Here is a 20,958-nt window from a genome sequence, read left to right on the forward strand (position 1 = left end):
GCCGACCCTCTCCAAAGTCGGCATTCATTTGCAAACACTGTTTCACTACAACCCCTAGATACGAATCACGCTCGTATCCGTTGATTCTTTAATGGCGGTTGGCAGTACTGCCCACAAAATGATATAAATCATGACAGTGGGAAAGCCTGCAGTAAAGAAGAACGCCAGCACAAACAGGATGCGTACCAGTGCGCGGTCTATCCCGAAATGATGCGCCATCCCAGCGGCAACTCCCCCGATAACTGATTGATTGGCAATGCGATATAATCTGTTTGTTTCCATGGCTATTTCAGTATTTTAATGCTTTGTTGGTTATTCTTGGCTGTTTTGATGGGTCAAATGTAGGGGTGCTGCTGAAACTTGCCAAGGGGATTATAACCAACGGAAAAGGGGCTTGATGAATGGATGTTTTTGAGGATATTGTTGGTTAGAAAAACAGGATGAAAGTGAAGGAGGCCTCAGGGGTGGGGGTTCTTTCTAAGAATTTTTAAAAGGAAAGCAAAAAGACCGTTATTTTTGTTCAATAGACAGTAAGTCAAAATAGACCCGACTTTTTTATAGTGTAGAACCTAACCCACTTAACTTTACCTTCGGAGGTCCACCGCCGAGGTGTTATGAATCCACATGAGTTACTTTAACATAGATTCCATCAAAGAACGTACTGGTGCGACGAATCGCTTTGACGCCATCGTCATTGGCACGGGTATCAGCGGTGGCTGGGCCGCTAAAGAGCTGACTGGAAGAGGCTTGCGCACGCTGGTGTTGGAGCGTGGCCGTGATGTAAAGCACATTACGGATTATCCAACGGCGATGAAAAACCCGTGGGAATTTCCGCATTTAGGGGAGGTCCCGTTGGAGTTAAAACAAAAAAGCCCTGCTTCGAGTGGGCACTATATTTTCAAAGAGCCAACGCTGCACTTTGTGGTGAAAGATTTCGAGCATCCGTTTGTGCAGGAAAAACCTTTTTCGTGGATGCGCGGCTACCAAGTGGGAGGGCGCTCGCTTTTGTGGGCGCGGCAAACACAGCGCTGGTCGGATTTTGATTTTGAAGGCCCCGCACGTGACGGTTTTGCGGTGGATTGGCCCATTCGTTACGCTGACATTGCACCTTGGTACAGCTACGTTGAGAAATTCGCGGGTATTTCGGGCAACAAAGACGGGTTGCCTAACCTACCCGACGGAGAGTTTTTGACGCCGCACGAAATGAGTTGCGTTGAAAAACACTTCAGTCAGCAGGTAGCCAAAAACTATACCGACCGTCATATCATCATCGGCCGTACGGCCAATCTCACCGACCCCAAGCCTATTCACTACCAACAAGGCCGAGCTAAGTGCCAACACAGAGTGCTTTGTGAGCGCGGTTGCCCGTACGGTGGGTATTTTAGCACCAATGCCTCTACGTTGCCGTGGGCGGAGCGGACGGGTAAAATGACCCTGAAAACGCATTCGGTGGTGCATTCAATCATTTATGATGAACAAAAACAACGGGCAACGGGAGTACGTGTGATAGATGCCAACACGAAGGAGATGACCGAATACTACGCCAAAATCATCTTTCTGAATGCCTCGGCGCTGAACTCCAATTTGATTTTACTTAATTCAACCTCGAGTCGCTTTCCTAATGGTTTTGGCAACGACAGTGGCGTGTTGGGAAAATACATCGGGTTCCATAACTACCGTGGACGCGTTTCGGCTGAATACGACGGTTTTCACGATACCACCACCGAAGGCAAGCGACCCAACGGTGCTTATGTGCCGCGTTTTAGGAATGTCTATAAACAAGAAACGGACTTTTTGCGGGGGTATGCCGCTTCGATGAGCTCATCAAAAATGGGTGTTCCGACCGATGGGCTGTTTGGGGAGGAACTCAAAGACCAACTCTCCAGACCTTCCGAAGAAGGTTGGAGCATTGGAGCCAATATGATGGGGGAGGTGTTGACTAAAGAAAGCAATCATGTACGCCTTGACCCGAATCTGAAAGACGATTGGGGGATTCCGCAGTTGCGTATGTCGGTCGATTTTGATGACAACGACATGAAAATGGTGAAGGATTTTTACGAGCAATTTACCGAAATGTTCACCAAGGCGGGTTATACCAACATCAAAACGGTGGATACCAAGCGCGTACCCGGCAACGAAAACCATGAAATGGGCGGTATCCGGATGGGCAAAGACCCCAAAACCTCAATGCTCAATAAATGGAATCAGATGCATGCCTGCAAAAATGTATTCGTGACCGACGGCGGTTGTATGACCTCGACTTCGACCCAAAATCCATCCCTGACCTACATGGCCCTGACCGCTCGGGCGGCTGACTATGCCGTGAAAGAAATGCGGAAGGGACACCTATAAATGCGTTACAAACGCACTTTCCGGTGGTTTGTATTGCAAACGCAAACCAACGGAAAGATTAATCAATCCGAGTTTCCATTTTACGAAATCGAGAAATTCTCATTCTTTGATATTCCCCAAAGAAAAGTACTTTATTGTTACCTCATTCCCTACTGAATCAATGTAAAATGGGCGGATGTAAACTTTCAAATCTTTCGGGGTAACTTTACAGTTGAAATAATCACTTTTCCCCAACATAACATTTAATATGAACAATAATTATGCAAAATGCTTACTGATTAGCCTCCTTCTAATCAAAACTTTGCATTCAGCTTATTCCCAAAACAGGCCTAATGTCATATTGATATTTCCCGACAATATAGGCGTTGGCGAAGTAAATGCTTATGGTGGAGTTCGGGGCGTCCCCACACCTAATATTGACAAAATTGGAAAGGAAGGAATCAGACTGACCAATTTCAATGTAGAGTATTCTTGCACGCCGTCACGCATTGCACTCATGACGGGTAGATACGCTGCCCGTGCGGGTGACGACTATTATACAGGTACTACACTGTGGGAAAACACGATGGCCGAACAACTCAAAACGGCAGGTTATGCCACGGCACTTTTTGGCAAATGGGACATTGGTGGCGACGATTGGTTAGGTAAACGAGAGCCAACACATCAAGGCTTTGACGAATGGTATGGCATTCCAGGCACGAGCCATTTATCGCAATTTACAGCCATGAAAGGTTTTCCAAAAGATCAAGAGATTCCGTATGTGTGGGAAGGGATAGCAGGACAAACCTCCAAACAAGTCAAGCCTTTTGATGTAGCTGCAAGGCGTACCATTGACCGTGAGGCTGCCGAAAAAAGCGTGAATTTTATCAGAAAAAATGCCGACAAAAAGAAGCCTTTCTTTTTGTATTACCCCATGACCCAACTTCATTTTCCAGCCCTACCTCACCCCGATAAGGTAGGTACAACGGGCGCAGGCGATATGGGCGATGCCATGGCCGATGTAGATTATAACGTAGGATTGATTTTAAAGGAATTAGAAAAACTGGGCATTGATAAAAATACCATCGTAATATGGTGTTCGGACAACGGTGCCGAGCTACGACGACCGTGGCGAGGTTCGTCGGGACCTTGGCGGGGTTATTACAATTCTGCCATGGAAGGCGGTGTACGAACCCCTTGTGTGATTCGTTGGCAGGGGCATATCAAAGACGGACAAGTTTCCAATGAAGTGGTTCACGAAGTGGATTTATTCACCACTATAGCGGTAGCAGCGGGTGTTCCTTATGCCCCCAATGACCGCAAAATTGACGGTATAAACCTACTCCCTTTTTTGGAAGGCAAGCAAAATCACTCCAACCGAGAAAGTGCTATTTTTATGAACCGCAACGGCGGCGTAATGGCCGTCAAATGGCAGGATTGGAAATTATGGTACAATTTCAAAACTGAATTGCCCGATGCTGAGCCAGATAACCTTGTCCGATTGTTTGACCTGCGGGTGGACCCACAAGAAGAAATAGATGTCAAAGACCATTATCCGTGGGTGATTGGTATCATGGATTCGCTTGTCAAAGAATACGAGCTTTCGTTAGTGCAATTTCCACGAGTGTCGGCCCAAGCCAATGCGGCTGACCCATACCTGCCGCCGCCTGTGGGTTCCGGAAAACTGATATCTACCTATACACGAACCGATAGGTCTATGCTTGGAGGTCGTTCGGTGGCGTTGCCCAATCCTGATTTTTCGGGTAGTTGGTCCACTGCCGAATTACAGACCGTTTCGGTTATCAATCGTTCAGACAAGCCCAAAGTAGCAGCTTTGGGAAGTGGTTGGGGTGAGAAAATATCCATTTGGCAGCGTTCCGATTATTTGGACATCGAAAGAGTTGTCTTCAATGCCCGCGAACTTCAACCAATGGTCAACTATCGCTATGCCCTCAATGGCACTTCCACTCAAAACTCCATCAACACAGGGCGTAGCCGGAAACCTTCCGTTTCAACGGCAAAATGGCAAGAAAACAGATTGGTGATTACAACAACCTTACCCTATCAAAACCCCAAAACTGGGTTGTGGCAAGAACACAAAACGATTCAAACCTTGTGGCTGGAAGACGCCACAAACGCACCTTGGGAACCCAGGTTAATTGTAGAAACTTTCAGAGAAGGCGTATTAGGTGGTTTAAACTCAACCAATAGGACGGCTTACTCGAAGGGGTATCGGTAAGGATAAAAATACACCGACCTGCAAATGAGATGCCGGGGATTGATTTTTGAGTTAATTTGCTAATTATCAAATATTTGTAAAACTTGGTATTTACCGTATTACAAATACTCTCTTTATTTGACATTCGCAGCCTCCCTACGGAAGGCTACGAACAACTTGGGGCGGCATTCGGATGTGCCATCGATGCTCAATGAATGGAATCAAATGCACGCCTGCAAAAATGTATTCGTGACTGACCGCGTTTTGTATGACCTCGACCAAAATCCGTATTTCCGTCCCAATGCAAATCGGGATTTGGCATTTGTATCATCCGCGTTTCATTATGCTTTATTCTAAAGCATCACAAGCGCACAGGCAATTTAGGACTTAATCATTCTTCGCCCCCTGCAAAATCCATTTTTGAATCACCAACAACTGGCAATCCGTCAATTTTCCAGTCGGGGGCATGGGTGAGTAGCCTTGTTGCGAGCTCATTGTGCCAAAAAGTCGTTGGTTGTCAACGTAAATTTTTACCCCTGTATAACTGTCTAATAGTACACTTCCCGATGAAGAACCTGTTTTGTGGCAACCCACACAATAGGTGTCCAACAGGGGCTTCACTGATTTTGAGAAGCTTACATTGGCAGTATCCACGCTTACATTGCAGATTGTTTCCTTCGCGCCTTGTTGAATCCATTTAAGAAATAAGTCGGTTTGGGCTTTGGAGAGAGGCGCAGAAGGGGGCATTCGGTCTTTTCCTGTATCAATCATTACTTGGTATAGCTTGCTGCTGAGGGGCTTACTGATATTGATGCCTTTGCTAGTGATGGTTTTATAGCTCGTTAATTCATACCCGTCTTCCCTACTTTTGGCATCATGGCAGCCGCTTGTGGCGCAATTGCTCACAATCAGCGGAAGGATTTGGGTATTAAAACATACTTGGTCACTTGCCGTTGTGTTTGGCACAATCGTGCAGGTCAGGGTGATACCCGTAGCAGTATTTGTGCCATTTGAGGGATTGGTCGGGTCGGGTGTAGTGGTTGAAGTGGTTTCAGGGGTGGGTTTTTCGTAAAGGCAGGAAACAAGCACCCCGATAATGCCAATAAAGAGGAGAAATTTAAGTAGTTTCATGGCCTTATTTTTTTTGGGTAAAGACAAAATAGTTTTTGACGGTCAGCGACTCGGCGATTTTGGCCATCACCAACGTCGGAATTTCTATTTTATGGTCAGCCAGTTTTACGTCGAAGTTACCGACAAAGGTTAATTGCTCTTTTCCAACCGTTAATTTCCCCTTAATGACTCGTTCTTGTTTTACCCCATGAATCTCTAAAATACCCTTGGCAGATACATTATATACCCCTTCTTTTTTGAAATCAATCACTTCTTGAATCTTTCCTTTAAACGTCGAATTGGGATATTTTTCAGATTCCATGTAATTTTCATTGAAGTGTTCTTCCATGAGCTTATTGGGAAAGCGAAACGCTATATTCTGAATTCTCACGGCCACTTCTGACGTCGAAGTGTTGATAATTGCCGCCACTTGTTTATTGACAGCAGAGATGTTTTCTAAAGGGGTTTCGGAGAAAAAACTCGTTTCGCCCCCCTGCGCCATAAACAACTGAGATTTTGCCTGAAAAGCCATAAAGTGTATGATAATCAATGGAATAACAAGCCTTGTTTTCATGATTGTTGGATTTTTGGAGTAAGATTATTTGTGTGTTTTCTTGGCGCTTTTATCAAAACTGAAGACCCTGGAGACATTGAACCCGTAGAAGATATCACCGTTTTGCCACATTCCTTCAGTTTGGCCGATGAGGTATTTTTCGGTCATTCCCTTGGAGTTTGTGAAATGAAGTTGGAATACGTGGCCGCCCGTTTCGATGTCGAAGCCGATGGAAAGGGCATTTTTAAACTGTGGGTCACGTAGGGAGATTTCACCTACGGAGGTAGGAGTGTAGTAATATTCTACGTTGAACGACGTACGGCGCGTCAATTTGAAGCGGCCGCCCATGCCCAAGCTATACAGAGTATTGGCGTCGTTTTCGGTTTCTACTTTGTTGCGGTGCAGTATTGAAGGAGAAAGCTGTAGCGAAACCCGCTCCCCAAATTTTCGGGCAATCAACAACTGCCCACAATAAGTTTGGCGTTCTAAATTGTTAAAGAAACGGGCATTGGGCTGAGAGGGCATCGTATTGGTGTAGGCCGCCGCCAACAATGCCACGGTGACGGGCATTACTTTGGCTCCTGAGGATTGCCGCAACAGTTTGTACTTGGCATAATAATCATAGGTTTTTTGGTAACTGTTGCGTCCTACGCCAACAGTAAGGCGGTCAGTAAGGCCAAATTCAAATCCTAACCGAATTTGAGATTGATCCAGACCAAACAACTCTTGATACCCCGAATTCAATGCACCGAATCGGTGTGAGATTCTGAAATCAAGGTGCTTAGCCGCGATGGTTTCGATTGAATGCCCCGATACGATACGGCTTGACTTGAACGTAGCCGAGGCATAGTTTGCAACCGGCTTTTGAATTTTATTGAGTTCGTCCAACAAATCGTCTTGGGCGCGTGCAACAATCGCAATGAAGCTGATCAGTAGAAGAAGTGAGTATTTTTTCATTTTAAGGCGTTAAAGAAGTGTCAGACTGAATGCCTGCATGATAGTTAAGCGGCTTTTACCGTAAGTGTGGTGCCATTGAGTGAGGTGGTATAAACTGTCAGCCCCTTTTTACCTTCAGTGTTTAGTCCTTTTCCTGCGTTGTCGAAACGGGCTCCGTGAGCAGTGCAATAAAACTCCCCTGACCTATAGGTGATTTCGCGTTTTTGTTCGTGGCTACAGATGAGCGTTACGGCTACGTAAGTGTTGGTACCTGTACGAGCTACCACTACATTTTGGGCGGAAAGGACCACATAACCATTATTGGTTTTGAGGGCGGAGTATTTGCTGTCGGTTAGGTCAAGTATAATATCGGCCCCTAAGGGAGTTACGGCTGAATCATTTTGGCAACTTGTGAGGCTATTTCCAGCACAATAGACCGCTACAAGAGCGGCCCCTTTTAATCTTAAATTCTTCAAAAATGCATGGCGGTTGATTTTTTCTTGGTCAATCATTTTAAAATTCTGGTTACGTGGGATTGCATGTTTTCGTCAGTAAGAGGGTAATTTTGAAGAAAAGGTGGGGTGCCCCACAAAAAAAAGTGCCGAACATCGTTGTTCGGCACTTTTAAAGAGGGGAGTTTCTTATTTTTTTAATTGATATTTTAGCCCGAAACGGCATCCAAATCCGCCTACAAACGTCCGGAGAGGCAAATTGTGAACCATACTTTGAATACTAGTCTGATAGTAGGGTTCTCCAAATACACTCCAATGTTGACCATAACGTATTTCTGCTCCTAACCCAACATTCAATCCAAAATGTGCACTTGTATTTTGGAAATGGGTAAGTGTTGTATAAAAATCGTGGCCGTCTGGTTCATAAATTTCTACTTTCATTTGCTGTTTTGTGGGGGTGGCCCAATAACCACCAACAAGGGTGTAGAGTTTTAAATTGGTGTTTCTTTGCTCAAACCAGTGCAGCTTCTGACGGTAAAAGTCATATCTGAATGCCAACGGAATGCGTAAAAATTGCATAAAATTATCTTCGTCACTTTCAAGCACTACGCTACTGCCTACCGCTGGGTTGGAAGTGTAGAAATCTCCAGGGATTTGGGCAATGCCAAAGACCGTTTTTTTGAAAAATGTGGGCTGACCGTTTATATCCTGGGCAATCAAGGTTTCTTTACTCAGTCCTGAATGTTCAAAGCGTATGGTTTGGTGTTCCAGGCCCGTTAAAAGGCTTAGGTTGTCAGATATCATAATACCAACACGTATACCAGCCACTTGGGTGCTTGTAATACTTTCGTGACCAAACTCAAAAGCATCAATATTGTCTCTTCTTAAATTAAGTTTATTGAGCTCTGGGGCATAATAGGCCGATAACGAAAGCCGCTCGCTAAACGGTTGGCGAGGTTTTTTAGACTTTGCCGTTGATTTGTTTTTTAGCGTATAGTGAATTTTAGGAATGCTCAGATGCGGTACATTTGAATAATTCAACGCCTCTAAAAAATCAAGATTAAGTAAGTCGGGTTTTCCTTCGTTCAACTCCTCGGTGGTATTTGTTAAGCCGTCTGCGGAAAGTATGCTATCCCCGATTAGCGCTTTGTTGTCTGTTAAATTTTGGCCGTAAGATTCAATTTTGCCAGCCTGTTTTCGGCGATTTAGATTTTGGGTGAGGGGTTTGTTATTGAAAATGCTACGTTTACGGTTGTCAGCTCCATTATTTTCAACAATTTTTTTTGAATCGAATGGCCTATTTTTATGGATTCCGATTTTAGGATCTAAAGTAGTAGTTTCTTCATTCGGTAGGGTTTCAGAATTTTTATTGGCGTTAGATTGATTATCAGGTTCTTCGTAATTATTTTGAGCTAAATCAGGGCCGTCGTCGATGGATTCAGGAATGGGCACCCGAATATAAACCCGCTCCGTTCGGGTAATATAAACGGTGTCAGTTTGTTTGACTTTTAGGGTCTGCTGAACTACCGACTCCTGCCGTACCGGGGCGTTTCCTTTTAGCAATACATAGCCCGTACTGCCCAACAGTAGCATGACTATGCCCAAGGCGGCTTTAAGCCAGCCATTTTCTGTTTGGAGTCGGCCCAACTGCATTTGGAGCACATTGGCCCGCATGGTATCCAGATTGGCAGCGGGTGGCTCGAACGACATCCGTTCAATCATCGAACGAAAGGTTTCGTCTAGTTTGTGTGGTTCTTGCTCGCTCATATCGAACGGGTTTTAGCTTCTCTGTTGATCATCAAAATCTTCCTCTGTAGCAGTCGGCGGGCATCTTGCAAGTTTGATTTAGAGGTGCCTTCGCCAATGCCCAATTGCTTAGCGATTTCCTGGTGTTTAAATCCCTCAAAAACGTATAAATTGAACACCATCCGATAGGATGGGGGCAAGCTTTGTACCAAAAGTAATAATTCGTCGGCTGAAAGCTGGCTTTCAATATCTTCGTCGGCAATGGGTTGGGAATGGTCGTTCAACAGGGAAATGTCATCCAATTGATGACCTAGCTTGACATTTTTTTTATAGTGTTCAAGTGAAACATTGACCATAATGCGTCGTATCCAACCTTCAAACGAACCCTCATTGCGGAAGCGGTGCAATTCCTGAAAAACTTTCATAAATCCCTCTTGCAGAAGGTCTTTGGCATCTTCATAATCACTCACATACCGTTTGCATACCACCATCATCTTGGGGGCATACTGTTGATAGAGGCGTTCATAAGCAAATGATTCTCCTCGCAAACAGGCTTGTATGAGCTGACTTTCCGGCAAAATATTATAAGGTTTAGTGATAAATCAAATGAACATATCATCTATTCGGAGAGTCTTATTTTTACCATAGGAGTCGGTATTTAAGAATGAATATTGTTCTCAATCCGCCTATCTCACACAAGATGATAAAAGGCTCAAAAGGGTGGGGTGTCCCATAAAATATAGTTGGACTTTGCACAAATCGGTGCAAAATCCAACGGACAGTAAGTTGGATTTAACTACTCTTCAGATTTATTTTTAAGGCTCATCAACAACGCATACGCCCCTTTTACCACATAGTTTTGGGTAGCTTTGTCAGGGTTAATCAGTTCCGTAAAGCCATTTTCGGTGTTGCCAATTTGCACTTCTTTCATTTCAAATTCATTGGCGGCTTTCTTGAGAAAAGCATAATGCTTGCCTTCGTAGCGTATAATGGCGTCTTCGGGCAGTACGTAGGCGCTGTTGTTTTTGACTTCCACTTCGGCGTTCATGTACGTGCCTGGAATGAGGGCTTTGTCGTAGTTTTTGAAATGACACTGCACTTCGCTCGCACGGTCGGCGGTGAGGTCTTTGCCAATCATAATTACTTCCGAAACATACTTTTTGTCGGGGCGGTTGTTGGTAAACGTCATGATTTTTTGTCCGATGAAGAGCTTATCTACGTCTTTCTCAAACACTTTCAACGCCAGGTGAATATCGGTCGGATTGATGAGTTCAAACATGACTTCGGTTGGCGATACGTACTTACCGATGTTGCTGTTGATTTTGGACACATAGCCGCTGATGGGCGAATAGATAGTGACGGTGCGAGAAATGCTGTTTTCGCTCAACTTTTCGGGGTTAATACCCGCCAATTTCAATTTTTCGGCCAACGCACTCAACAATACCCGCTGTCCTCTGAATTCGGCTTCCGATTGCTGATAGACCTTATCGCTGCTGGCTTTGCTCAGGTTGAGGTCTTTTTGGCGCAGATATTCGTTTTCTAAGAAATTGATTCTGGATTTGGCTGTCAAATAATCCTGCTGCAATTGGATGTATTGTTGGTCTTCCATCACGGCCAAAAGCTGTCCTTTGCGTACATTCATCCCCACCAACAAATCCGTATTTTTCAAATAACCGCCCATCGGTACGCTGATAGAAACCACGTTTTGCGGCGGCACTTCAATCTTTCCGTTGACTTTTAGCACCGACGAGATTTGCTTTTGCTCTAAACTGCCCGTTACAATTCCCGCGTTTTTGATTTGAATTTCGGTGAGTTTGATGGTGTTTTCGTTGGTTGGCGTCGCCGTCGTTTGTTCTTCGGTAGTTTTGCTGCCGCAGGCAGTTAATAAGCCAAGAATTATGATGAATATGAGTGTATTTTTCATGGTGATTGTCTATTTGTTGTTGAAATAATTGAGTTGGATAACGGCCTCATTCAGGTTCCGAACGGCTTCTACGTATTCGTTTCGGACGGTGGTGGCTTGGTTTACCAATTGCACCCATTCGAGGTAATTGATGTTTCCCGCAAACAACTGTTGGTTGGCCGTGGTCGTAATCAAACGGGCATTGGCCAGGGCCGTAGTTTCAAAATAAGCCACCGTTTGCGCGAATTTATCGTACTGATTTTGAGCCGTTTTGTACTCTGTGTCCAGCGATTGCAACTCCACCGAATAATTGCTTTCGGCCACGAGTTGAAGTACTTTGGCGCTGTTGATTTGGGCTTTTTGTGCCGCCGTAAAAATAGGAATCCCAACCCCTAGCTGCACCGACTGAAATCGGTGAAGGCCCGAATAGGTTTTATTGTCGGCCCCCACGCCACGGATGCTGCCGTTGTTGTACATCACCGAAAGATTGGGAAGCAATCGTGCTTTTTCGACCTCAACAGCGGCCGCCGCAATGGCTTGCTGTTGTTTTAGCAATTGCATGAACGGGTGCTCGTTTAACGACAACTCAGCGGATGTTCTTACGAGTTTAAAGTTGTTGGCAGAAGGGCTAAAAGTGGTGGACGTATTGAGCAACAACTGAAACTGCAATTGCATCATGTCAATATCCTGCAAAAGCTGATTGAGTTGTGTCGTAATTTGTCCCAACTGGGTTTCGGCGGTGGCTTTTTCTAACACGTTGCTTTCGCCTTTCGACAAACGCAAGTCGGCCCTTTTGAAAAAATCGGTGTAAAGTGTGTCGGCAAATTGCAGTAATTGTCGCTTTTGTTGCAAGTACAACAAGCCGTAAAAAACCTGCGTCACCTGTTTTTTCAATAAAACTTCCCGTACGTTGACCGCCAAAAGGCCTCGTTTCCATTCTTCGTTCAACAGATTTTTTTGGGTAGCATAAACTTTCGGAAAACTGAACGCCTGTCCGATGCCGATTTTTGAATCCACATACGCGCTGTTGATTTGACCAATTTCGGCAGTGGCAGTGGCTTGTGGCAGATTCTTGGCCGTTTTTATCAACTCTTGTTGGTAAGTCGAAATCAGTTTTTCATTTTTCACCAACAGGTTGTTTTTCAGGGCTGTATCAATGGCCGCCTGCAAGGTGATGGGCATTTGAGCTTGGACGTTGTTTCCCCAAAAACCTAAAAATAAAAGGATAACTGCGGCGGTATTTTTGATAGGTTTAATACCCACTTTTTCAAAAACCATGTACAAAACGGGCAGCACAAACAGCGTCAGAAACGTAGCAATCAAAAGACCGCCAATCACGACCGTGGCCAAGGGGCGCTGCACTTCGGCCCCTGCACCGTTGCTGAGGGCCATGGGTAAAAAGCCCAAAGAAGCCACAAAAGCCGTCATCAAAACGGGCCGAAGGCGTACTTTGGTGCCGTTAAGGACAATGTTTTTTGTGTCATTTAATCCGCTTGCTTTGAGACGATTAAACTCTGCAATCAGTACAATGCCGTTCAGCACCGCTACGCCAAACAATGCAATGAAACCTACTCCTGCACTGATGCTGAACGGCATTCCGCGCATCGCCAAAAACAAAATACCGCCAATGGCCGACAGCGGAATAGCCGAGTAAATCAGCAAACCCTGTTTGACCGAATTGAAGGCAAAAAAGAGCAGTAAAAATATCAGAATCAACGACACAGGCACGGCAATGATTAGGCGTTCTTTGGCCGCATTGAGGTTTTCAAATGCCCCGCCGTAGGTGACGTAATAGCCCGCAGGAAAGCGAATTTGCTTCTCAACTTTGGCTTGAAGTTCGGTGACGATGGTTTGCACGTCGCGGCCACGAACGTTGAAACCCACCACAATTCGGCGTTTGGCATCTTCGCGCTGGATTTGATTAGGGCCTTCTTTGATTTGAACGTCGGCCAATTGATACAGCGGAATTTGCGTGCCTTGTGGCGTAGGAATCAGCAGGTTCTGAACGGCGGTCACGTCCTTTTTCTGCTCACCGCCGAGGCGTACGACCAAATCAAAGCGTTTTTCACCTTCAAAAACCATTCCGCTGCTTTGCCCCGCAAAAGCCGTATTGATCACCCGATTGATGTCGGCGATGTTGAGATTGTATTGAGCAATGGCATTTCGGTTGTACTGAATAATGATTTGAGGCATTCCCGATACTGCCTCTACATACAGGTTTTTTGCCCCTTCCACGGTGTTGATGAGGCCGCCCAATTGATGAGCATAAGCCGCCAAGGTATCTAAATCTTCCCCAAAAATCTTACAAACCACATCTTGCCGCGCCCCCGTCATCAACTCATTGAAACGCATCTGAACAGGGTACTGAAAGCCTGCCGTCACGCCAGGGATTTCGGACAAGGCTGTTCCCATTTTTTCGGCCAATTCGTTAAAGGTTTTCGCCGAAGTCCATTCGCTTTTGTCCTTCAAAATCACCATCATATCGCTGGCTTCCATGGGCATGGGGTCGGTCGGAACTTCGCCGCTGCCTATTTTTGTCACCACTTTTTCCACTTCGGGAAAACGGCTTTTGAGAATATGAGCCGCTTTTTGGGTATTGGCAATGGTAGTCGTTAAGTTACTTCCCGTCAATACCCGCGTGTCCACTGCAAAATCGCCTTCTTCCAAGGCAGGAATGAACTCACCGCCTAAAGTTGAAAACACAAAAAGTGCAAAAACAAAAAGAGAAATGGTAGCGATTAAGACCGTTCTGGGAAAATCTACGACTTTGTTGAGCGCGTTTTGATACGCATCTTCCACCTTGGCCATGAGTCGGTCCGAGAAGTTAAGGTCGTGTTTGATTTTCTTACTCAAAAACACCGAACTCATCATCGGAATGTAGGTCAGCGACAGGATAAACGCCCCCAACAACGCAAACGCTACCGTTTGGGCCATGGGTTTAAACATTTTTCCTTCAATGCCTTGTAGGGTAAAAATGGGCAGATACACCACCAAAATGATGATTTGACCAAACACGGCGCTGTTCATCATCTTGCTTGCCGATTGATTTACCTCGACATCCATCTGCGGCTGACTGAGTTGCGCAACGCCGCTAAATTTCTTATTGTGAGACAGTTGGTGCATAACGGCCTCGACAATAATTACGGCCCCATCCACAATCAACCCAAAATCCAGCGCCCCCAAGCTCATCAAATTGCCGCTGACACCGAATAAATTCATCATAATAATGGCAAACAACATCGCCAACGGAATCACTGATGCCACCAAAAGTCCCGCTCGGAAATTTCCCAAAAACAGCACCAACACAAAAATCACAATCAACGCCCCTTCCAAGAGGTTTTTCTCTACGGTGCCGATGGCGTTGTTCACCATTTTTGTTCTGTCCAAAAACGGTTCAATGACCACGCCTTCGGGCAGGGTTTTCTGAATTTGGGCAATGCGCTCTTTTACTACTTTAATCACTTCGCTGCTGTTGGCGCCTTTCAGCATCATCACCACCGCACCCGCCACTTCGCCTTGGTCGTTGTAGGTCATGGCGCCGAAACGAGTGGCAAAGCCGATTTTTACGTCGGCCACGTCGCCGATGAACAGGGGCGTTCCCCCGCTGAGGCTTTTGATGGAAATGTTTTTGATGTCGTCCATGCCACCCACCAAGCCTTCGCTACGGATGTACAAAACGGTGGAGGCTTTTTCGATGTAGGAGCCGCCCGTGTTTTGGTTGTTGTTTTCGAGGGCTTTGAAAACGTCGTTGATGGTGATGTTGTTGGCCTGCAATTTGGCAGGGTCCACTTCGATGGAATACTGTTTGAGTTTTCCTCCAAAACTGCTGACTTCGGCCACGCCCTTTACGCCCAACAATTGCCGACGCACAATCCAATCCTGAATGGTGCGCAGGTCGGTTTCGTTGTATTTGCCTTCGTAGCCATCTTTTGGACGCACCACGTATTGATAAATTTCGCCCAAACCCGTCGTAACGGGGCCTAACTCAGGGACACCAACCCCTTGAGGAATAACGGATTGTACTTTTTGCAAACGCTCGGCTACTTGTTGGCGTGCCCAGTAAATATCAGTTGCATCGTCAAACACGATGGTAACAAGCGACAATCCAAATCGGGAAAAACTACGGATTTCCTGCATTCCCGAAATGTTGCTGTTGGCTTGTTCAATGGGAAATGTAACGAGGCGTTCGATGTCGGTAGCCCCAAAAGACGGTGCAATGGTGATGACCTGAACCTGATTGTTGGTAATGTCGGGAACGGCGTCAATGGGGAGTTTGGTAACTTCGTAAGTACCGTAGCCGAGGAGGGCTAGGACAAATAGCCCAATGATGAGTTTATTCCTGACGGAAAACTCAATGATTGAATTTAACATGAAAATAGAATTTAAGGAAACAACAGAACACCCTCATCGCACTTGATAAAGGATAAATAAGGAGACATACATCTCAAAAATGTTTCATTAAATGAATCGAGGTGGCTGCCAAATAGTAGAAAGGTGGGCCGCCAAAATGTGTGCAGAGGTGTAATAAGAAGGGTTTTCTTCTTCAATAATCGTAATGCTTGGTGATAAAGGCGTAAAAGTCAGAAACAGGTAAAAAGGAACTTGAAACGAACTACAGTTATCGTGTGATTGGAAGGGTAACTGACGGTCTCTGTTGGAGTCTCCATCATCTTTATGATTAACGGCGTAGTGATGGTGCAGAAATTGAGCGAAAGAGATAGAGGGGTTCTTTTGTTGATGTTCTTGAAAATGCATCACAAGTACCGGCAGCTTCAACAACTGACTGAATTCCGTTGCTGAAAAGAGGTAGATAATTAACAAAAATCTTGAAATAAGCATTTTCACGGTGCAAAAGTAGCATTTTATAAAGATAGTTTTTGTGCTAATGCTAGAAAATGACTTAAGTCATTATGTGTATAGAGAAACATAAAGACCGATTCTCTCCCACAGAGGTATTTTCGGGATAATCGTTGGTTGGTATTACAGAGGAAAATTTAACAAAACAATTGTGCGAACAACCTGTTCATAGGTCGTAGTATCATTTTATACTATTGACAAAACTAAAAACCAACAATGAAATCAGTTAAAAACACCATTTTCGCTTTTGCATTAAGTCTGATTGCCGTAAGTGCTATGGCGCAGAACAAAAAAGACATCGTTGACATTGCCATTGGCTCAGCTGACCATACCACGCTGGTAGCCGCCGTAAAAGCTGCTGATTTGGTAGCTACATTGAAGGGAGCGGGGCCTTTTACCGTATTTGCACCAACCAATGCGGCATTTGCTAAGTTGCCTGCTGGAACGGTAGAAACCCTGCTTAAGCCTGAAAACAAAGCAACTTTGGCGGGAATTCTTACCTACCACGTAGTAGCTGGAAATCTTGATGCTACCAAAGTAATGGCGGCTATCAAAGAAGGTATGGGAAAAGTCGTATTGACAACCGTAGCAGGCGGTAAATTGACTGCTTCGATTGTGGGTGGAAAAGTGATTTTGACCGACGAAAAAGGCGGTAAAGCCACCGTAACGGCCACTGATTTGAAAGGCAGCAACGGCGTGATTCACGTGATTGATACAGTAGTAATGCCTAAGTAAACAAACACGGACTAACACTCCACATCACTGGGCGACAGGCATGGGTAATTTACCCGTGAATGTCGCCCGTTTTTTCTTAGGGTCGGTTTGGGGCGTGATTGGTGTATTTTCGTCTTATTTTTCTATTTTTACCATTGACTCTTTCATCAACGAATCTCTGCTTCCTCATGCTTCTTAACAAACGACAATTTCTTCAATCGCTGACTGGGCTGGCGGCCTTGCCTTCCATCACCATTGATGCGCTGTTGCCTACTATTGCTTCCCAAACACCTGAGCAAGTGGCTCAAAATGAAGCTTTTTGGGGGGAATTACGGAAAGGTTTTACGGTTACGAAAGATTTTATTCATCTCGAAAATGGTTATTATGTATTGGCCTCCAACGAGGTTTTGGAATCGTACATTCACCACATCCGAGAAATTAATCCCATTTCGTCCTATTACATGCGGACGCGGCAATTCGATGATAAATTGGCGGTGCGCAAACAATTGGCCGAATTGGTCGGAGCGTCGCACGAAGAAGTGATTATCACCCGAAATACCACTGAGTCATTGGATACCATTATTTCGGGAATCGACTGGAAAGCGGGCGATGAAGTCGTGATGGCGATGCAAGATTACGGCGCTATGTTGGATATGTTCAAACAACAGGTGCGTCGCTATGGCATTGTCAATAAAATCATTTCGGTGCCCAATCACCCCAAATCGGATGAAGAGATTGTGGAACTATACGCGCAGGCCATTACGTCCAAAACTCGCCTGTTGATGGTGTGTCACATCATCAATATTACGGGACAGATTTTACCAGTGCAAAAAATCGCCGACATGGCCCACGCCAAAGGCGTTGAGGTAATGGTGGACGGTGCCCACGCCGTAGGTCATTTTGATTTTAAGATTCCCGACCTGCACTGCGATTATTACGGCAGCAGTCTGCACAAGTGGCTGGGGTGTCCTTTGGGCGCGGGCTTATTGTACGTCAAAAAAGATAAAATAAAGCAGATTTGGCCCCTGATTGGTGAAACAGGCTATGCGGATGATGATATTCGTAAACTTAATCACACAGGTACACACCCTGTTCATACTGATTTAGCGTTGGCGGATGCTATCAAATTCCATCAAAAAATCGGTATTCAACGCAAAGAAGCGCGCCTTCGCTATCTGCAAAGTTATTGGACCTCGCAGGTGAGAAACCATCCGGGAATTGTGGTCAATACCCCCGCCGACCCCAAACGCCACGGAGCGATTGCCAACGTGGGAGTAACCAAGCTCAAACCCGCCGACCTCGCCAAAACACTCATGGAAAAATACAAAATTTGGACCGTTGCCATTGACTACGCCAACGTCCACGGCGTACGCGTGACCCCGCACGTGTTCACCACTACCGAGGAATTGGATACGTTTGTGAAGGTGTTGAAGGAATTGGCGTAGAAGTAGAGAATGTTAGATTTAGCGATTAGTTAGTCAACATTAAAAGAATGAAAAGCAAAGAACTTAATACTCTATTAAAGAAGCAGATAGAAAAACAATCATTCCTAAGGGATATTGAATTTGCTTTGAATATTTGTAATCGGTTGTTGCCAGATTATGTAGACTTTTCCAAAAATAATGAATGGGGTGAGCCAGATAAGCTTTTACGGGCAATCAATTTCTGTGAAAAGAATAAATTGACTTTAGAAACTGATGAAGATGAAGTGATTGACTTGAAAGAAGAACTAGAGTCCGTCACTCCTGACACAGATGACTTTGGTGATTGGGACGGAAGCTATGCTCTTAATTCAGTGACCGCTATTTTGGAACTTTTAGAATATTACCTAGATAAGGACAAGGCTCATATATTGAATATAAGTAGCTCTATAACTGACACAATAGACTTCAAACTAAATGAAGAGGAAGATAATTTAAGTGACGAACAGTTAAGCGAACATCCCAAAGTTATAGAAGAACTACTTTATCAAATAGAGTTAACAAAATAACATTGCCTAACAAGACATAAACGTCAGCCTTCGGCCGACTGCCTCGCCCGTCGTTTATACAAGACGTTATAAATACGTATACACGGTATGGTAAAAATTGAAATTTTAAAGATTTATAAAGGTAAAAAGGGTACTTATGATTGGGGTCTTACCATGTGATTTGACCATTTTCAAGAACTCCTGTGAATGCCTGTAAGATATTTTTATGCGTTAATTTATGTCAAATCTACGCAGTTTTTATCTGAAATTTGCACCCCATTTTTAAAATATTGATGACAACCTAAACCGTAAAAGTCGTCATTTTAACGAACAAAAACATATCCCTACTTCACCTCAAAAAAGTCCCCCTTTTTCCAAGCAGGGCGCGCGGGATTTTGGGCAATCAGATACCCAATCAAAAAATTAAGTTGGGCGTATTTGCGGCCTGCCGACCAGTAAAACGTACCACCGTTGAAGTTATCGGCGGTTTTATGATAAGTGGCTTCACGCCATTTTTTGACCGATTCTAGCAAATTAAAGTTTGGCAATGAAGTTTTGCTACCGTATTTGACGTGCAACGCTGGAATCCCCGCCCGTACGAAACTGTATTGGTCACTGCGTACAAAACGCCCCTCTTTGGGCTCTAAATCGGGCTCAACGCCTAATTTGAGGGCTTTTGCAGCCTGAGCCACCACCGTCGATAAACTGCTGTGCTCCGCACCTAAGGCCGAAATGGATTCCAACGGGGCAATGATGGTGGGCATATCGGTATTTACATTCGCGACCATCGTCCCCTTGGGTACCGTGGGATGGGCGGCAAAATAGGCCGAGCCGAGCAGCCCCATTTCTTCGGCCGTGACAATCACAAAAAGCACCGACCGCTTAGGCTTTTCCTTTAAATTGGCGTATATCCGGGCCATTTCCAGACTACACGCCACTCCCGAGGCGTTGTCGTGTGCACCGTTATAAATGGAATCCCCGTTGACCGCTTTTCCGATGCCAAGGTGGTCTAAATGGGCGGTGTGAACCACGTATTCATTCTTAAGTTCGGCGTCGCTGCCTTCTATCTTTCCAATGATATTGTAGCTGGTGAAGTCTTGGTGTTGAGTGGTATAGCTTGACTGAAGGGTGGAGATAAGAGGCGTGCTCACGTTTTCGCCGCGTTCCATCCGTTGTCCGATTTTTTCAAAATCTAACCCTTCGGCTTTTAATAAGTCACTCAACATTTTTACCGAAATGGCTCCCGCAATTTGCAATGGCAATCCACGGTGCGAAATAGAACCGACCACTTTTCCTTGCTCATCCATAGAGGCAGTTTGCCCAGCAGAAGTCAGGGTGCTGCCTTGGGCTTTGAATTGTACCGCGCTTGTGGCGTAGTTGCAAGTCAGAATGCCGATTGCTCCGTTTTTTATCGCATATTCTTGGGTGGTGGCGGCGTAGTTGAGGTGTAGCTTTACATTGGCGGCGAGGCTATCCGGTACTTTTTTCATGACTACAACTACCTTGCCTTTTACGTCAATGTTTTCATAGTCCTTAAAACCCATTTCGGGTCTATCAAACCCCGCACCGACAAACACCATCGGGGCTGAAATCTCGACCGAAGTTTTTTCTGGATGCGGAAAAATTAAAAATTCAGTGCCGTAATCTAAGGTTTTTGTCTCCCCAGTTTTCAGGTTCATACGCAATGCTAAACCTTCCTTTTGTAGTATGGACTTCCGCAAAATCACTTTTTGGGTATATCCATTATCTTCTCCTGCGGGCTGTAGACTGATGGTTTTGAATTGGTTGATTACATAATCCACCGCCAGTTGGTAGCCTTCTTGCCCTGGCATACGCCCTTTTAATTTATCATCGGCCAAATACGCTACATGGGCTTTGATTTGATTGGAATCAAGTTGATTAAGGGCTTTTCTTAACTTTCTGTTGATAACTCCCTGTGAATGAACGAATAATGGGAGAAGTATAAAAAGTAACAGTTTTTTCATTTTTTGGTAATTTGTCAGCCTGCAAAAATAGACTATTTGCCGACTAACTCATGAAAATCCCCGCCTTAATGAACCTTCCGGCGGGATAATTTGCTACCCTTAGACTTGGGCTTTACGTACAATTGATGTACTTTGCGTAAGTAGCGAAGCAAAAACCGCCCTTGGCGTGGGCTTCGCAATCAAC

General features: G+C 45.0%; 18 protein-coding genes. 7 read left to right on the forward strand and 11 right to left on the reverse strand.

Annotated elements, in window-relative coordinates; all coding sequences use genetic code 11:
- Window positions 1-54: 54 nt before the first annotated feature.
- Window positions 55-282 carry a PspC domain-containing protein gene (locus GVN20_RS04505; RefSeq protein ID WP_166557162.1) on the reverse strand — a complete coding sequence of 76 codons (228 nt, stop codon included), beginning with the start codon at window positions 280-282 and terminating at the stop codon, window positions 55-57.
- Between the two features lie 342 nt (window positions 283-624).
- Between GVN20_RS04505 and GVN20_RS04510 the strand changes: the two genes are divergently transcribed.
- From GVN20_RS04510 to GVN20_RS04520, 3 genes are all read left to right on the forward strand, one after another.
- A complete protein-coding gene (locus tag GVN20_RS04510; RefSeq protein ID WP_166557163.1) occupies window positions 625-2,352 on the forward strand; it encodes a GMC oxidoreductase in 1,728 nt (575 codons plus the stop codon).
- Window positions 2,353-2,653: 301 nt separating this feature from the next.
- Window positions 2,654-4,570, forward strand: a complete 1,917-nt coding sequence (locus tag GVN20_RS04515; RefSeq protein ID WP_166557164.1) for a sulfatase-like hydrolase/transferase — start codon at window positions 2,654-2,656, stop codon at window positions 4,568-4,570.
- A 117-nt stretch (window positions 4,571-4,687) separates the two neighbouring features.
- Entirely contained in the window at window positions 4,688-4,906 is a 219-nt protein-coding gene (locus GVN20_RS04520; RefSeq protein WP_166557165.1) for a hypothetical protein, read from the forward strand.
- Window positions 4,907-4,936: 30 nt separating this feature from the next.
- On the opposite strand, the gene GVN20_RS04525 is transcribed toward GVN20_RS04520, so the two are convergent.
- The 9 genes from GVN20_RS04525 to GVN20_RS04565 all read right to left on the reverse strand — a co-directional run bounded on the left by GVN20_RS04525 (window position 4,937) and on the right by GVN20_RS04565 (window position 16,004).
- Entirely contained in the window at window positions 4,937-5,680 is a 744-nt protein-coding gene (locus GVN20_RS04525; protein WP_166557166.1) for a hypothetical protein, read from the reverse strand.
- Between the two features lie 4 nt (window positions 5,681-5,684).
- Window positions 5,685-6,233: a YceI family protein gene (locus GVN20_RS04530; RefSeq protein ID WP_166557167.1), complete on the reverse strand. Its 549-nt coding sequence runs from the start codon at window positions 6,231-6,233 to the stop codon at window positions 5,685-5,687.
- Between the two features lie 24 nt (window positions 6,234-6,257).
- The gene (locus GVN20_RS04535) at window positions 6,258-7,169 is read right to left on the reverse strand and encodes a DUF5777 family beta-barrel protein (RefSeq protein WP_166557168.1); all 912 of its coding nucleotides are present in this window, start codon (window positions 7,167-7,169) and stop codon (window positions 6,258-6,260) included.
- 44 nt (window positions 7,170-7,213) lie between these two features.
- Window positions 7,214-7,660, reverse strand: coding sequence for a ubiquinol-cytochrome c reductase iron-sulfur subunit (locus GVN20_RS04540; RefSeq protein ID WP_166557169.1), 447 nt, complete (start codon window positions 7,658-7,660; stop codon window positions 7,214-7,216).
- 129 nt (window positions 7,661-7,789) lie between these two features.
- Complete coding sequence (locus tag GVN20_RS04545) at window positions 7,790-9,367, reverse strand: porin family protein (protein ID WP_166557170.1); 1,578 nt, start codon at window positions 9,365-9,367, stop codon at window positions 7,790-7,792.
- On the reverse strand, window positions 9,364-9,924 hold the full coding sequence (locus GVN20_RS04550; RefSeq protein ID WP_206023191.1) for an RNA polymerase sigma factor: 561 nt from the start codon (window positions 9,922-9,924) through the stop codon (window positions 9,364-9,366). Before GVN20_RS04550 ends, GVN20_RS04545 begins: the two co-directional genes overlap by 4 nt.
- Window positions 9,925-10,142: 218 nt before the next feature.
- On the reverse strand, window positions 10,143-11,270 hold the full coding sequence (locus tag GVN20_RS04555) for an efflux RND transporter periplasmic adaptor subunit (RefSeq protein ID WP_166557171.1): 1,128 nt from the start codon (window positions 11,268-11,270) through the stop codon (window positions 10,143-10,145).
- A gap of 9 nt (window positions 11,271-11,279) precedes the next feature.
- Window positions 11,280-15,620: a CusA/CzcA family heavy metal efflux RND transporter gene (locus tag GVN20_RS04560; protein WP_166557172.1), complete on the reverse strand. Its 4,341-nt coding sequence runs from the start codon at window positions 15,618-15,620 to the stop codon at window positions 11,280-11,282.
- Window positions 15,621-15,707: 87 nt separating this feature from the next.
- Complete coding sequence (locus GVN20_RS04565) at window positions 15,708-16,004, reverse strand: hypothetical protein (RefSeq protein ID WP_206023192.1); 297 nt, start codon at window positions 16,002-16,004, stop codon at window positions 15,708-15,710.
- Window positions 16,005-16,322: 318 nt separating this feature from the next.
- Here GVN20_RS04565 and GVN20_RS04570 point away from each other — a divergent pair, with 318 nt between their 5' ends.
- From GVN20_RS04570 to GVN20_RS04585, 4 genes are read left to right on the forward strand one after another with little or no spacing between them, the layout of a single operon-like run.
- Entirely contained in the window at window positions 16,323-16,841 is a 519-nt protein-coding gene (locus tag GVN20_RS04570; protein WP_166557174.1) for a fasciclin domain-containing protein, read from the forward strand.
- A gap of 40 nt (window positions 16,842-16,881) precedes the next feature.
- Window positions 16,882-17,019 carry a hypothetical protein gene (locus GVN20_RS04575; protein ID WP_166557175.1) on the forward strand — a complete coding sequence of 46 codons (138 nt, stop codon included), beginning with the start codon at window positions 16,882-16,884 and terminating at the stop codon, window positions 17,017-17,019.
- Complete coding sequence (locus tag GVN20_RS04580; RefSeq protein WP_166557176.1) at window positions 17,009-18,265, forward strand: aminotransferase class V-fold PLP-dependent enzyme; 1,257 nt, start codon at window positions 17,009-17,011, stop codon at window positions 18,263-18,265. Before GVN20_RS04575 ends, GVN20_RS04580 begins: the two co-directional genes overlap by 11 nt.
- 47 nt (window positions 18,266-18,312) lie before the next feature.
- Window positions 18,313-18,810: a DUF416 family protein gene (locus GVN20_RS04585; RefSeq protein WP_166557177.1), complete on the forward strand. Its 498-nt coding sequence runs from the start codon at window positions 18,313-18,315 to the stop codon at window positions 18,808-18,810.
- A gap of 323 nt (window positions 18,811-19,133) precedes the next feature.
- Here GVN20_RS04585 and GVN20_RS04590 read toward each other — a convergent pair whose 3' ends face one another.
- Window positions 19,134-20,774: a M20/M25/M40 family metallo-hydrolase gene (locus tag GVN20_RS04590; RefSeq protein WP_166557178.1), complete on the reverse strand. Its 1,641-nt coding sequence runs from the start codon at window positions 20,772-20,774 to the stop codon at window positions 19,134-19,136.
- Between the last annotated feature and the right edge of the window lie 184 nt (window positions 20,775-20,958).

Source organism: Runella sp. CRIBMP (assembly GCF_009905605.1).
Classification (GTDB): Bacteria; Bacteroidota; Bacteroidia; order Cytophagales; family Spirosomataceae; genus Runella.